This window comes from Neobacillus drentensis (assembly GCF_036965425.1).
Classification (GTDB): domain Bacteria; phylum Bacillota; class Bacilli; order Bacillales; family Cytobacillaceae; genus Neobacillus; species Neobacillus drentensis_F.
This window is the reverse complement of the sequence record NZ_JBALPP010000033.1, coordinates 43,900-58,144: the sequence shown is the minus strand read 5'-3', so window position 1 is coordinate 58,144 and position 14,245 is coordinate 43,900. Positions and strand designations below refer to the sequence as shown.

Here is a 14,245-nt window from a genome sequence, read left to right as displayed (position 1 = left end):
AGCTTTATTTGCGAATTTTTCTGGTTTATTTGCGAATCCGCAGCTTTTATTTGCGAATTTACCACTTTTATTTGCGAATCCGATTTTAACAATGCTTGTCTAAAAAATCTATCGTGCTATTGATCATGTCTTTCACGGTATACTCCTTTGGTGAAGCATGCACCGCAAGGCCGTATTCATGTAATTTTTTTTCGGTGACAGGGCCGATGCAGCTGATTATGCAGCTTGACATCTGCTCATGCAAATCGTAATCTTTTACTACTTCCATGAAATGTTCTACTGTTGATGGACTTGTAAAGGTTAAAATATCAATCTCTCCATCAGCCAGCATACCACGTACTTTTAAACGGCTTTCTTCAGGCAGATACGTTTCATAAATGATGACCTCGTCAACCTGGGCACCCGCCTTCGTTAAAGCAGCCGCGATATATTCACGGGCAAGATTGCCTTTTGGAATTAGTACCTTTGAACCGCTCTTAAAAATCGGTAAAAACTCCTCCACAAATTCTTCGGCAACATACACCGAAGGAACAAACTCAGCTTGAACCCCTTTTTCCTTCAAAACTTCTTCCGTCTTTTTACCAATGACGGCAACCTTCGGCAAAGCCGTCACACGATCGTCTAATAAAGAAAAAAAGGTTTCCACCGTAACATTACTCGTAAAAATAATCCAATCATATGTATCAAGAGCCTTCAAACAGTCTTGAAGGCGATCATTTGATGCTATCGGCCGAAAGGCAATTAGAGGGATTTCAATGGGAATCCCTCCATAGCTTTCTACAAGCTGCGAAAAAGATTTTGCTTGATCTTTGCCTCTTGGAACAAGAACTCTTTTATCAAGGAGAGGCAGGGAGTTTAGCATTGACCTTCGAGCTCACGTTTCACTCGATCAATCAGGTCCTTGGCTCCTTTTTGAGTTAATAAATCCGCAGCTTGAACACCAAGCTCTTCCGGATTTTGTCCGCGAAGTTCTTCTTTAAAGATCTCTTGACCTTCAGGAGAACCGACTAAAACAGTAAGGACAATTTCATCGTTTTCATCGATACGGGCAAACCCGGCAATCGGCACCTGACAGCCGCCCTCCATTTTTTGCAGGAAGGCACGCTCAGCGCGAACGGCTCTTTCCGTTTTCTTGCATGTGAATTTTTCAAACAGCTCAAGAAGCTCTTTGTCATCTTCGCGGCATTCGATTGATAATGCTCCTTGGCCTACGGCAGGAATACAAATGTCGGCATCAATAAATTCAGTCACGACACCGCTTGCCCAGCCGAGGCGGGAAAGGCCTGCTGCCGCTAAAATGATGGCATCGTATTCTTCACTCTTTAATTTTTCTAATCTTGTATCGACATTTCCGCGGATCCACTTAATCTCTAAATCCGGACGCTGCGCTAACAGCTGGGCACTGCGGCGCAGGCTGCTCGTACCAATAATGGCACCTGGCTTCAAATCGTTTAACTTAACATGGTCTCTAGAAATAAGGGCATCACGGTGGTCCTCACGGAACGGCACGCAGCCAATGGTCAGTCCCTCTGGAAGCAAAGCCGGCATGTCTTTCATACTATGAACAGCCATATCAATCTCTTTATCCAGCATGGCTTGCTCAATTTCCTTTACGAATAACCCTTTTCCGCCTACCTTGGAAAGGGTGACATCTAATATTTTATCACCTTTCGTGACAATTTCTTTTACTTCAAATTCGAAGCGGGGATCTAATTTCTTAAGCTGTTCAATCACCCAATTTGTTTGTGTTAATGCTAACTTGCTGCGTCTAGAGCCTACAATAATTTTTCGCATGACTGCCTCCTATGAGTACCATAAATGAAAAGATGATAATCGACCAAATAAGAAAAAGTTAATTAATACGATTAAAAAAGATGCTGTATTCCAAAGGGCTAATTTTTTCCCTGATAGATTTTTCGCGATCCGCAGATATAAATAAACGCTATAGGCCGTTAATAATAGAAAAGAACCAATAATTTTCATATCATACCAAGGCATCCCGGGAACCTTTAGAAAAGCCCATTGTAAGCCCAATATGAGAGCCAACAGGAGCATGGGAACACCAATAACGGCTAATATGTAGGATAATCTTTCAAGCTTCTCTAAATCTGCGAGCCGAATAAGCCGTGTTCCCCATTTTTTTCGTTTTAATAGATCGTATTGAAGCAGGTATAGCAATGAAAAAACAAACGATAAGGAAAAAGCCCCATATGACAGTATCGCCATTGTAATATGAATTAATAAAAGTTCAGAAACGAGCTGTTTCGCCATAATGTTCGAATGATATTGCATGGGAGCAAAGGTATGAATCGCCATGACGGTAAAGCCCAGTATATTTGTAAAAAAGACAATAAAATCGACTCGTAGTAAATGATTTATAACAATTGACAATGTTACTAATACCCAAGAATAAAAGTAGAGTCCCTCAAAGATCGTGAGTACTGGGAATCTACCTGTCTTATTCATATAGAAAAATAGAAACACCGTTTGTAAAACCCATACAAATGCAAGTAACCAGAAAGCAGTTCGGTTTGCCTTCCGGTTATGGTGAATGAAGTCGAAAAAATATAACAACACACAGAAGGCATACAGAACAACTGTAAACTCATGAAGCCTCGTCATAAAGACATCAGACATAATAGGGGGCCCCCTTATGACTGAAAGGAAGCCTGTGCTTCTGTAACCGATATTTTATTGGTTTCGGCTGCTTTCGCATGTTGTTCGTGAACAAGCTCTTCAATATTAAATATTTTCATAAATAAGTCCATTGCCTGTTCGGCATTAGGTTTGGCAGCCAATTCTTTTGCTTGTAAAATTGGATCCTTTAACATTTGATTAATAATACTCTTGGTGTGTTTATTTAACACCTTGATATCACGATCTGATAAATTAGGAAGTTTTCTTTCCAAACTTTCCATTGTTTCAGCCTGGATCGCAAGGGCTTTTTCGCGAAGAGCTGAAATGACAGGAACCACCCCAAGCATCCCAAGCCATTGTTTGAAGTCGACGATTTCCTTTTCAATCATGAGCATGATTTTTTCAGCCGCTTTTTTGCGCTCTTGCAGGTTAGCCTCAACAATTCCTTCTAAATCATCGATGTCATATAAAAAGACGTTTTCCAGTTCGGCAATGGCTGGATCTAAGTCACGCGGTACAGCAATGTCCACCATAAATAATGGTTTGCCCTTCCGCATTTTTTCTACTTTTGCCATTATGGCTTTTGTAATGACAAAATCCTTCGCACCCGTTGAACTGATTAAAATATCTGCTTCGACCAGCGATTTTTCTAAATCAGAAATTGTTCTTGCCTCGCCGCTGAAACGGCCGGCTAACAACTTCGCTTTATCAAACGTCCGGTTAATGACCGTCACTTTTTTGACGCCGTTGCCGTGCAGGTTTTGTGCAGCTAATTCACCCATTTTTCCAGCGCCGAAAATCAACACATGCTTATTGGCAAGAGAACCGAAAATTTTCTTCGCCAGTTCAACTGCTGCATAGCTGACAGAAACCGCATTGGCACCAATCTCTGTTTCTGAATGAGCCCGTTTGGCAAGAGTAATCGCTTGTTTAAACAAGTGGTTAAACACAGAGCCTGTCGTTTCCTCTGCTTGGGCCAGCATAAAGCTTGTACGAACCTGTCCTAGGATTTGCGTCTCGCCTAAGACCATGGAATTAAGTCCACAGGTGACATTAAATAAGTGATCGACCGCACCATCGTCTTCATTAATGAAGAGGAACGGTGAAAATTCTGCTTGTTCCATTCCAAACCATTCAGCTAGAAATTCTTTAATATAATAGCGGCCTGTATGTAATTGATCGACGACCGCGTAAATTTCCGTACGATTACAGGTAGACAAGATGATATTTTCAAGGATGCTTTTCTTAGTATTTAATTTTTTTAAGGCATCCACAAGATCAGTTTCACTAAAGGTTAACCGCTCACGGATTTCGACAGGGGCAGTTTTATAGTTTAGACCGACAACTAATATATGCATTTGTTAAGAACACCCCCATTAATAACATGAATAACTAGATTGATTATATCACGAGCATTTTTTACTTTTGCTCGGAAAATGTGAACATTAAATGAAACTATGTGGTAACATAGAAAATTATATGGGCAAAATTACTTCCCTATGTACAGTATCAAAAAAATCGATGATATTCAAGTGAACCTTACTGGAAGTGGTGTATTTCTATGAAAAACCAGCGTATTTTCCCTGGAATTATTTTAATTGGTTTTGGAGCCTACTTTTTATTACAGCAAGCAGGGATAACTATTTTTCAACAATTTTTCACTTGGCCGACTTTAATCATTATTGTAGGAATTGCTTTCCTCGGTCAAGGGTATAGGGCTAATGAGCACGAAGCCATCCTTCCCGGTGTTATCATGACTGGATTTGGCCTTCACTTTCATCTCGCCGGCCACGTTTCGTTTTGGCCAACAAATACAATTGGTATGTTAATTTTAATTATTTCAATCGGATTCTTTCTCCGTTTTCAAAAAACCAACACAGGATTATTTCAAGCATTCCTCTTTCTCATTTTAGCAGTTTTGCTGCTTTTTTATGATAAAATTGCGGGATATCTTGGCTTGTTACAAAACGGGATGAGCTTGGTTTGGAAATTTTGGCCCGTTCTTTTAATCGTTGTTGGTATTTATTTTTTACTAAAAAAGAAAAAATAACCGCCTGGCTTAAGCCTGGCGGTTTTTGTTTACATATAGCTTTGTAATATTGCCCACGCTTTATCCTTTCCTTCCCCGGTTTCCGAGGAGAATAGGACGATATGGTCATTAGGGTCAATATCTAACGTCTCACGTGTCACTTTTAGGTGCTTCTGCCACTTTCCTCTTGGGATTTTGTCCGCTTTTGTGGCAATAACAACGCAAGGAATTTCATAATGCTTTAAAAAGTCATACATCATGACGTCGTCAGGTGTTGGCGGATGGCGCAAGTCAACGATTAACACACACGCCCTTAATTGCTCGCGGGTCGTAAAATAGGTTTCAATCATCTTCCCCCAGGCTGCCCGCTCCGTCTTGGACACCTTTGCATACCCATATCCCGGGACATCAACAAAATGAAGAATTTCATTGATGAGGAAAAAGTTTAATGTCTGAGTCTTTCCAGGCTTGGAAGAAATCCTCGCTAGGCCCTTTCGATTCAGCATTTTATTGATAAAAGAAGATTTGCCGACATTTGAACGGCCGGCCAGTGCAAATTCCGGCAGTTCCGTTTCCGGATACTGCTCGGGTTTAACTGCACTAATGACTATATCTGAACTTACTACTTTCATTCTGCTCCGCCTTCCAATAGAGCATGCTTCAATACTTCATCTACATGTGTTACTGGAACAAACTCTAATTCATTTCGGACACTTTCGGGAATGTCATCGATATCTTTTTCATTATCCTTCGGGAGGATGACCTTTGTCAGACCAGCTCGATGAGCACTCAGTGTTTTTTCTTTTAAGCCGCCAATCGGGAGCACTCTGCCGCGTAAAGTAATTTCACCGGTCATGCCGACTTCGCGGCGGATCGGTCTCCCTGTTAACGCGGATACCAGTGCGGTTGCCATCGTAATTCCTGCAGATGGTCCATCCTTTGGTACAGCTCCTTCTGGGACGTGAATATGAATATCATATTTTTCATGGAAATTCTCATCAATACCCAGTTCCTTCGCTTTAGAGCGAATATAACTAAAGGCCGCCTGTGCTGATTCCTTCATGACATCGCCAAGTTTACCCGTGAGAACCAGCTTTCCTTTACCTGGGGCTAAGGAAACTTCTATCTGCAAAGTATCGCCGCCCACGGTAGTGTACGCTAATCCTGTTGCCACACCAACCTGGTCTTCTGTTTCCGCCTGACCATAGCGGAATCTTGGTTTTCCTAAAAATTCTTCTACATTTTTATCCGTAATTACGACGCGCTTCTTTTCACCTGACACAATGATTTTGGCCGTTTTCCGGCAAATCGTCGCCATCTGTCGTTCAAGGCTTCTGACACCTGCTTCGCGTGTATAATAGCGGACCACTTTTAAAATGGCATCATCACGAACCTGTAAGGTACTTTTTGAAAGTCCATTTTCTTTGATTTGCTTAGGCAGCAAATGATCTCTTGTAATATGAACCTTTTCTATTTCAGTGTAGCCGGCAATTGTGATGATTTCCATTCGGTCTAACAATGGTCCCGGAATGGTTGACAGGTTGTTCGCCGTTGCGATAAACATGACCTTCGATAAATCATACGTTTCTTCTATATAATGGTCGCTGAAATTATGGTTTTGCTCTGGGTCAAGAACCTCCAACAGCGCTGCAGATGGGTCGCCACGGAAATCACTCGACATTTTATCGATTTCATCTAATAAAAAGACCGGGTTTATCGTGCCTGCTTTCTTCATCCCTTGAATAATCCGGCCTGGCATCGCCCCGACATACGTTCTGCGATGACCGCGAATTTCGGATTCATCACGGACGCCGCCAAGCGATACACGGACGAAATTGCGATTGAGCGATGTGGCGATGGAACGAGCCAAGCTTGTTTTCCCAACACCTGGAGGTCCGGCAAGACATAGAATCGGTCCTTTTAAGGAGTTAGTCAATTTTTGAACCGCTAAATATTCCAGCACACGTTCCTTCACTTTTTCAAGGCCGTAATGGTCCTGATTAAGGATTTTTTCGGCCCGGAGGATATCAATGTCATCCTCTGTCTTTTTCGACCATGGAATGGAAATCAGCCATTCCATATAATTGCGAATAACCGCACTTTCTGCTGAGCTTGTAGGCACCTTTTCATAGCGGTCTAATTCCTTAAGCGCTGCTTGATGGACATGTTCAGGCATTCCCGCTTGCTCGATTTTTTTGGTAAGCTCGGCAATTTCACCTGTTTTGCCTTCTTTATCGCCCAATTCTTTTTGGATCGCCTTCATCTGTTCACGCAAATAATATTCCTTTTGCGTTCTTTCCATGGAACGCTTGACACGCTGGCCAATCTTCTTTTCGAGATTTAGCACTTCTTTTTCATTATGAATCGTGTCAATGACCATGTTCATTCTCTGTTTTACGTCAATCGTTTCAAGGATTTCCTGTTTTTCCTTCAGCTTGATCGGCAAATGGGAAGCGATGATATCAGCCATTCTCCCGGGTTCCTCAATATCTGCGACAGATGCATAGGTTTCAGCAGAGATTTTTTTGGATAATTTTATGTATTGCTCGAAATAATCAAGCATCGTCCGCATTAAGGCTTGGTCTTCCACATCTTTCGTTTCTGGGTCATCGAAGGTGGTGATGGTGACAGAAAAGTAATCTTCTTCATCATAAAAAGCAACAATTTCCGCCCTGCTTAGTCCTTCCACTAATACACGAATTGTTCCATTTGGCAATTTAAGCATTTGTTTAACTTTTGTTAAGGTTCCAACCTTGTATAAATCCTCTTCAGAAGGCTCATCGATTGAGACATCCCTTTGAGTGGTTAAAAAAATTAAATGGTCATCTACCATTGCTTTTTCAAGGGCCTGCACTGATCTTTCACGGCCGACATCTAAATGAAGCACCATGGTCGGATAAACTAGCAATCCCCGAAGCGGCAGGAGGGGGACGAGCAATTCATTATTTTTCGCCATAATACAGCACCTCCACATGCATAATCCTTTTTTACTACTGCAAATACAGAATAGTCTTTGTTGTACAATTCTATCTTATTTGGTTTTACGTGTCTATTTTTAGAGTTAGGCTGGGTATCTCTTTATCAATATAATTATTTTCCCCAACATTCTCACAAAAAAACTCCGGTTTGCTTTTTAGGTCAAACCGAAGCGTTTGGTTAAATCGACTCTTTTTTAGATAGTTCAATGGAAGCGGGGATAGCGATATTTTTTCGATAATCATTTTTCAAGGCGATTTCAAATACCTCATGTAAATGATTAACTGGAACGATTTGAATGCCATCGATTTCATTTAGAATCGTTTGCATATTTTCTTCCGGGATAATAACCGTTTTCGCACCGGCTTTCTTGGCTGCCTTTACCTTTGGATATACGCCGCCAATCGGTTTTACATTTCCGTGAATACTGATTTCGCCTGTCATTGCTACGGTGTTGTCGATAGGAATCTTATAAATCGCCGAATAAATCCCTGTCGCCATGGCGATTCCTGCTGATGGTCCGTCAATCGGAACACCGCCTGGGAAATTCACATGGATATCGTAGTCATTTGCCGGGACACCCATGGAGCGGAGAACGGTAATGACATTTTCAATCGAGCCCCGCGCCATACTTTTACGGCGTATCGATTTACCTTGTCCGCCAATGCTTTCTTCTTCGACGATTCCTGTAATATTAATGGTTCCTTTTTCTTTTGCCGGAATGACGGTCACTTCAATTTCAAGAAGCGCACCGGAATTCGGTCCATACACAGCTAGTCCATTGACAAGACCAACATGGGAAATATCATTGATTTTTCGTTCCATTCTTGGAGTCATTTGACTGGAATGGATCACCCACTCGATATCTTCATCTTTAATAAAATTACGGTCTTCCGTAATCGCAAGTCCCGCTGCGATTTGAATCATATTGACCGTTTCACGGCCATTACGCGCATAGGTAGAAAGTGTATTCACACCTGTATCGTTTATTTCCATATTTACCTTATCTGCTGCTTTTTTTGCTACTGTCACAATTTCTTCCTGGTTTAAGTCACGGAAGAATACCTCCATACAGCGCGAACGAATCGCCGGGGGAATTTCACTTGGTGTTCTCGTCGTGGCCCCGATGAGGCGGAAATCGGCAGGAAGGCCATTTTTAAAAATATCATGGATATGGGTTGGAATTTGGTTATTTTCCTCGTGATAATAGGCACTCTCAAGGAAAACCTTACGATCCTCTAATACTTTTAACAGCTTGTTCATCTGAATTGGATGAAGTTCACCAATTTCATCAATAAAGAGGACACCGCCATGGGCGTTCGTTACAGCTCCTTGTTTAGGCTGCGGTATCCCAGCCTGGCCCATAGCTCCAGCCCCCTGATAAATCGGATCGTGAACGGATCCAATTAACGGGTCAGCAATCCCCCGCTCATCAAATCGTGCTGTAGTAGCATCCAGTTCAATAAAAACGGATTCTTTTTTAAATGGTGATTTCGTGTTTTTCTTTGCCTCTTCCAATACGAGGCGTGCGGCAGCTGTTTTTCCGACTCCAGGTGGCCCATAAATAATGACATGCTGCGGATTCGGTCCACATAACGCTGCTTTTAAAGATTTTATTCCATCCTCTTGGCCGACAATATCTTCGAAGCTTGTGGGACGTACCTTTTCCGATAATGGTTCTGTTAATGATATCGATCTCATTTTTCTAAGCTGTTCCATTTCTTTTCGGGATTCCCGATCGATGGAAACCTTTTGAGTCCGCTGATTTCTTAACAGATTCCAAAAGTATAACCCGATGATGATTCCAAAAAACAGCTGTATAAATAATGCAATCCCCGTCCAACTCATTTTTTTCCCTCCAGCACTATGTACTTCTATAGATATTAATAAGTATTTCCTGCCAAGAGGTGGAATAAACCACAAAATGCAAGAAACTGATATGCTGGGAAATTGTGTTGGGATGGGATTGTCTATTTTTTAGAGTGATTTGTCTATTTTTTGGGGTGCTTTGTCTATTTTTTTGGGGGTTTTGTCTATCATTTCAATGGGTTTGTCTATTTTTCCGATGACTTTGTCTAATTAGACAATTCTTGGAAAATAAAAAGGACCCGACAGCTGCCAGGTCCTCTAACAATTATGCTGATTTTTCTTCAACAACTACTGTTCCGTCTTCTAAAACGAGCTTCGGAACGCTGTTGTTGATGACTGTTTCTTTCGTAATGATACACTTTGTAATATCATCGCGGGAAGGAAGGTCAAACATGACATCAAGCATGATTCCTTCAATGATTGAACGTAATCCACGGGCACCCGTTTTGCGTTCAATCGCTTTCTTCGCGATTTCCGTTAATGCGCCTTCTTCAAATTCTAGTTCAACATCATCAATTTCAAGCATTTTTTGATATTGTTTTACAAGCGCATTTTTTGGCTTTGTTAAAATTTCAATTAATGCCGCCTCGTCCAACTGTTCAAGGCTAGCGATAACTGGAAGACGGCCAATAAATTCAGGGATTAAGCCGAATCGCAGCAAGTCTTCAGGCAATACCTTTGAAAGCAGCTCTTTGGAAGTAATCTCTGCTTGCTTTGGATCAGCACCAAAACCAATTACTTTTTGTCCTAAACGGCGCTTAATAATCGGTTCAATTCCATCAAACGCTCCACCGCAGATAAATAGAATATTGGTGGTGTCAATTTGGATGAATTCTTGATGCGGGTGCTTTCTTCCACCTTGAGGAGGAACACTTGCCACCGTACCTTCAAGAATTTTCAATAATGCCTGCTGTACGCCTTCACCGGAAACATCGCGTGTAATCGATGGGTTTTCGGATTTGCGGGCAATTTTATCAATTTCATCGATATAGATAATGCCTTTTTCGGCTTTTTCTACATCATAATCGGCAGCTTGAATTAATTTTAATAAAATATTTTCAACGTCTTCACCGACATAGCCTGCCTCAGTAAGAGAAGTCGCATCCGCGATCGCAAATGGCACATTCAAGATACGAGCCAATGTTTGCGCCAATAGAGTTTTCCCGCTTCCTGTAGGCCCGATCATAGCAATATTACTCTTGGAAAGCTCCACATCATCAATTTTGCTGTTGGAATTGATGCGCTTATAGTGGTTGTAAACGGCAACAGACAAGGATTTCTTTGCTTGATCCTGGCCAATGACATATTCATCTAGAATTTCACAGATTTCCTTCGGTTTTGGAACATCTTTAAATTCTACTTCTTCTTCAGTTCCAAGCTCTTCCTCAACGATTTCTGTGCAAAGCTCAATGCACTCGTCACATATATAAACTCCCGGCCCTGCCACTAGTTTACGGACTTGATCCTGCGTTTTTCCACAGAATGAACATTTTAATTGTCCTTTTTCATCATTAAATTTAAACAACTCTTTCACCCCTTGAAACGTGTTATATCCTTCTTTGAAGCTGGTGGATCATCCAAACAAAAGCCGAGTTCAAACTATTTCTAAAATGGTATGTATTCTGCATTGTATCATATTTGGCCAATGGACTGGAACTAAAATGCTTTATGTTTTGCTTTGTTTGGAGAAGCACCATTTGAAACTTATGTACTCATTAATCTTTGCCATATTTTTTAAAATTAAATCTAAAAGCTCTTTGGAAATTATTAATTCGATATGTAGTATTGATTTTCCTGCCCATTGTTAAAAAGGTTTCCCTGACATAATTATAATATGTAATTGAAAAAATGTATAAAACAAGGCACGATCAAAATCGTGCCTTGCGATTACTTATAAAAATTACTTTTTGTTTTCAACAAGAAAGTCGATCGCTTTTTTAAATTTAAGTTCACCTTTGATGCCTTCTACGCCGCCAAGTGCTTGTTTGATTGCATCAATTGACATGTTGTACATACCAGCCATTTTATCAAGCTCAGCATTTACATCTTCGTCACTTGCTTCAAGGTTTTCTGCTTTTGCAATTGCTTCAAGTGTTAAGTTTACTTTAACGCGAGTTGCTGCTTCTTCCTTCATTTGTTCACGAAGTGCATTTTCGTCTTGACCAGAGAATTGGAAGTAAAGCTCAAGGTTCATACCTTGCATTTGCAGGCGTTGTTCGAACTCTTGAAGCATGCGGTTTACTTCATTAGAAACCATTACTTCAGGAACTTCTACTTGTGCGTTTTCAGCAGCTTTTTCCACTAAAGTGTCACGAAGGTTGTGTTCTGCTTCATGCTTTTTGCTGTCTTCTAAACGAGTTTTGATTTTTTCTTTTAATGCATCTAATGTTTCCACTTCATCGTCAACATCTTTTGCAAACTCGTCATCTAATACAGGAAGCTCTTTGCCTTTGATTTCGTGTACAGTTACTTTGAAAGTAGCTGGTTTGCCAGCAAGCTCAGCTGCATGGTATTCTTCAGGGAATGATACTTCTACATCTTTAGATTCGCCAGCTTTAACACCAACTAATTGCTCTTCGAAGCCAGGAATGAAAGATCCTGATCCAAGTTCTAAAGAGTGGTTTTCAGCTTTGCCGCCTTCGAAAGCTTCGCCATCAACGAATCCTTCAAAGTCGATAACTACTGTATCACCGTTTTCAGCAGCAGTGTCTTCTTTCACAACAAGCTCAGCGTGACGGTTTTGAAGTGTTTCTAATTCTTTTTGAACGTCTTCGTCAGTTACGTTTGTATCTAACTCTTCTACTTCTAGGCCTTTGTATTCGCCTAATGTTACTTCAGGCTTAACTTGAACTGTTGCTTTGAAAATAAGCTCTTTGCCTTTTTCCATTTGTTCGATGTCGATATCAGGACGGTCGATTGGCTCGATTCCTGTTTCGTCGATTGCATTGCCGTATGCTTCTGGAAGAAGAATATCTAATGCGTCTTGGTAAAGTGATTCTACACCGAAACGCTTTTCAAACATACCACGAGGCATTTTTCCTTTACGGAAGCCTGGAACGTTAACTTGCTTAACAACTTTTTGGAATGCTTCGTCTAAACCTTTGCTTACTTGTTCAGCACTTACTTCAACTGTAAGGACGCCGCGGTTGCCTTCTAATTTTTCCCATTTTACTGTCATACCTATTTTCCCTCCAACATCTATTCTCATTTCATTCATAACGAATTAAGAATCGAAATATGTCTTGTCCAATAAGTCATATTTCCACTTTTTTAATGTAAAATATAATTTTTTACACAATGCAACCCCTACATTATAACACAGGATTGCTGTGTTTCAACACTGTAGGTTATATATTAGGATAAGAAATTTTCTCAATTAGCTCAATTAGTTCTCTCGCTTGCTCAATTTCCTGTGGTATAACCCCATATTCCTGTGTTACTTTGGTTATTTTTGGGTCAATGCCCATGTATTCTTGTGCCAACGTGTAGAAGGCAGCAGCCCAGGAAGCAGGATTCGCTGGTGGTAATTCAAAGGGATAGCTAATAAAAAATATCCGCTCGATCATGCCGCTGATATTTTCAAAGAGTATAGGGTCACTGCTTTCAAGTTGTTTTTCTAATAGAGCTTTAATTTGGAGCATTCTAGGCTGTTGTCTAACATCCGGCAATTGCGTGGGGATGACTGTGTTTTCTTGTGAGAATTTTGTTATTTTTAATTCCCGATCTATTTCTTGCTCTTTGAGCAGCGTTAACAGAATCGTTTTAATAAATGGATGCCCTTCTTCTGTAATGAGGTATTCTTCAATCTCAGGAACATAGGGGCGGATATTTTTTTCTGCCAGGTTCGAAATTAACAGCATTTGTTCATTTAGATTGTTTGATGATAAAAGGTTCAACTGTCGAGTATGGTTTTCCTCGATCTCGGGTTCATTTATATCCAGCTTGCGACTCTCCGCCATTCTCTGGCTGAATTGGAGGATGGTTAAAAAATGGTCATGTTTGTCTAGTGGAATCTCTTTTTCTTCTAACAAGGCTTCAATGGTCGAGACGATTTCTTGATATTCATGGAGCTGGATAAGGATTGTTAAGTAAAGGTCTACCATTTGAAAATAGTCGCCAATGCCTTTTAGGAGCATTTCATTGGCGAGCTTTCTTGCTTTTTTAAAGGAGCCTGCCTCGAAATAAGCAAGAACAAGTCCGATTAGGATGTCGTCATTTTCTGGATCTAGTTCTTTTGCTTCTTCTAAAAGGGTAATAGCTTCTTGAAATTTTTTATTATGCAGGCTCTCTAAGCCTTTATCTGTTAATCTTTTTTCGATTCCGGGAAAGAAAATGACATTATCGATTCGTTTCGCCTTTTCCCGTTTTTTCATAATAATCCGTCCTTTTGCGTGTCTTGGAAAATATTGTAGCATAAATGAGGCACAAAAAAAACTCACCGTTATGGTGAGTATAATGATTGGTATGTAGTATGGCGTCCCAGGAGAGATTCGAACTCCCGACCGACGGCTTAGAAGGCCGTTGCTCTATCCTGCTGAGCTACTGGGACGTATTTAATTATCAAGGACAAGATTTATTATATTATCCTAATATCTAAAAGTCAACGGGTTTTATTACTTTTTTTATTTTTATTTTAGTTTAAGTTTTCGATATGAAAATTTTTATTGTTCTTAATGACCAGGAACACGTTTTTTCTCGCTTCATGGGCATTATGTACCCCTCTTAACGACCGTC

11 protein-coding genes and 1 tRNA gene are annotated in these 14,245 nt (G+C 40.6%); 1 reads left to right on the top strand and 11 read right to left on the bottom strand.

All coding sequences use genetic code 11. The features are described 5' to 3' along the window. Window positions 1-85 precede the first annotated feature (85 nt). The 4 genes from V7161_RS08600 to hemA are packed head-to-tail and all read right to left on the bottom strand — an operon-like array spanning window position 86 to window position 3,995. A complete protein-coding gene (locus V7161_RS08600) occupies window positions 86-862 on the bottom strand; it encodes a uroporphyrinogen-III synthase (RefSeq protein WP_335444081.1) in 777 nt (258 codons plus the stop codon). Continuing rightward, on the bottom strand, window positions 856-1,794 hold the full coding sequence (gene hemC / locus V7161_RS08595; protein WP_335444078.1) for a hydroxymethylbilane synthase: 939 nt from the start codon (window positions 1,792-1,794) through the stop codon (window positions 856-858). Before hemC ends, V7161_RS08600 begins: the two co-directional genes overlap by 7 nt. 9 nt (window positions 1,795-1,803) lie before the next feature. Continuing rightward, window positions 1,804-2,637 (bottom strand): cytochrome c biogenesis protein, encoded by an 834-nt coding sequence (locus V7161_RS08590; RefSeq protein ID WP_335444075.1) that lies wholly within the window; start codon window positions 2,635-2,637, stop codon window positions 1,804-1,806. 14 nt (window positions 2,638-2,651) lie between these two features. Next, window positions 2,652-3,995 (bottom strand): glutamyl-tRNA reductase, encoded by a 1,344-nt coding sequence (hemA, locus tag V7161_RS08585; protein WP_335444073.1) that lies wholly within the window; start codon window positions 3,993-3,995, stop codon window positions 2,652-2,654. A 203-nt stretch (window positions 3,996-4,198) separates the two neighbouring features. On the opposite strand from hemA, the gene V7161_RS08580 reads away from it, so the two are divergent. Beyond that, window positions 4,199-4,687 carry a LiaF transmembrane domain-containing protein gene (locus V7161_RS08580; RefSeq protein WP_335444071.1) on the top strand — a complete coding sequence of 163 codons (489 nt, stop codon included), beginning with the start codon at window positions 4,199-4,201 and terminating at the stop codon, window positions 4,685-4,687. A gap of 29 nt (window positions 4,688-4,716) precedes the next feature. Here the strand turns inward: V7161_RS08580 and yihA are convergent, their stop codons facing one another. The 7 genes from yihA to V7161_RS08545 form a co-directional block, all read right to left on the bottom strand. Beyond that, on the bottom strand, window positions 4,717-5,298 hold the full coding sequence (gene yihA / locus V7161_RS08575; protein WP_335444068.1) for a ribosome biogenesis GTP-binding protein YihA/YsxC: 582 nt from the start codon (window positions 5,296-5,298) through the stop codon (window positions 4,717-4,719). Next, window positions 5,295-7,622, bottom strand: a complete 2,328-nt coding sequence (lon, locus tag V7161_RS08570) for an endopeptidase La (protein WP_335444065.1) — start codon at window positions 7,620-7,622, stop codon at window positions 5,295-5,297. Before lon ends, yihA begins: the two co-directional genes overlap by 4 nt. 200 nt (window positions 7,623-7,822) lie before the next feature. Continuing rightward, window positions 7,823-9,490 carry an ATP-dependent protease LonB gene (gene lonB, locus V7161_RS08565; RefSeq protein WP_289987957.1) on the bottom strand — a complete coding sequence of 556 codons (1,668 nt, stop codon included), beginning with the start codon at window positions 9,488-9,490 and terminating at the stop codon, window positions 7,823-7,825. A 286-nt stretch (window positions 9,491-9,776) separates the two neighbouring features. After that, on the bottom strand, window positions 9,777-11,036 hold the full coding sequence (clpX, locus tag V7161_RS08560; RefSeq protein WP_223591105.1) for an ATP-dependent protease ATP-binding subunit ClpX: 1,260 nt from the start codon (window positions 11,034-11,036) through the stop codon (window positions 9,777-9,779). Between the two features lie 375 nt (window positions 11,037-11,411). Beyond that, window positions 11,412-12,689 carry a trigger factor gene (gene tig, locus V7161_RS08555; protein ID WP_335444062.1) on the bottom strand — a complete coding sequence of 426 codons (1,278 nt, stop codon included), beginning with the start codon at window positions 12,687-12,689 and terminating at the stop codon, window positions 11,412-11,414. 169 nt (window positions 12,690-12,858) lie between these two features. Then, window positions 12,859-13,884, bottom strand: a complete 1,026-nt coding sequence (locus tag V7161_RS08550; RefSeq protein WP_335444060.1) for a tetratricopeptide repeat protein — start codon at window positions 13,882-13,884, stop codon at window positions 12,859-12,861. Window positions 13,885-13,983: 99 nt separating this feature from the next. Continuing rightward, window positions 13,984-14,060 (bottom strand) — tRNA-Arg (locus V7161_RS08545). Window positions 14,061-14,245 lie beyond the last annotated feature (185 nt).

What these genes read in the sequence shown, in the direction of transcription:
- V7161_RS08600 (WP_335444081.1), bottom strand. Translation starts at nt 862, where the DNA reads ATGCTAAACTCCCTGCCTCTCCTTGATAAAAGAGTTCTTGTTCCAAGA.
- hemC (WP_335444078.1), bottom strand. Translation starts at nt 1,794, where the DNA reads ATGCGAAAAATTATTGTAGGCTCTAGACGCAGCAAGTTAGCATTAACA.
- V7161_RS08590 (WP_335444075.1), bottom strand. Translation starts at nt 2,637, where the DNA reads ATGTCTGATGTCTTTATGACGAGGCTTCATGAGTTTACAGTTGTTCTG.
- hemA (WP_335444073.1), bottom strand. Translation starts at nt 3,995, where the DNA reads ATGCATATATTAGTTGTCGGTCTAAACTATAAAACTGCCCCTGTCGAA.
- V7161_RS08580 (WP_335444071.1), top strand. Translation starts at nt 4,199, where the DNA reads ATGAAAAACCAGCGTATTTTCCCTGGAATTATTTTAATTGGTTTTGGA.
- yihA (WP_335444068.1), bottom strand. Translation starts at nt 5,298, where the DNA reads ATGAAAGTAGTAAGTTCAGATATAGTCATTAGTGCAGTTAAACCCGAG.
- lon (WP_335444065.1), bottom strand. Translation starts at nt 7,622, where the DNA reads ATGGCGAAAAATAATGAATTGCTCGTCCCCCTCCTGCCGCTTCGGGGA.
- lonB (WP_289987957.1), bottom strand. Translation starts at nt 9,490, where the DNA reads ATGAGTTGGACGGGGATTGCATTATTTATACAGCTGTTTTTTGGAATC.
- tig (WP_335444062.1), bottom strand. Translation starts at nt 12,689, where the DNA reads ATGACAGTAAAATGGGAAAAATTAGAAGGCAACCGCGGCGTCCTTACA.
- V7161_RS08550 (WP_335444060.1), bottom strand. Translation starts at nt 13,884, where the DNA reads ATGAAAAAACGGGAAAAGGCGAAACGAATCGATAATGTCATTTTCTTT.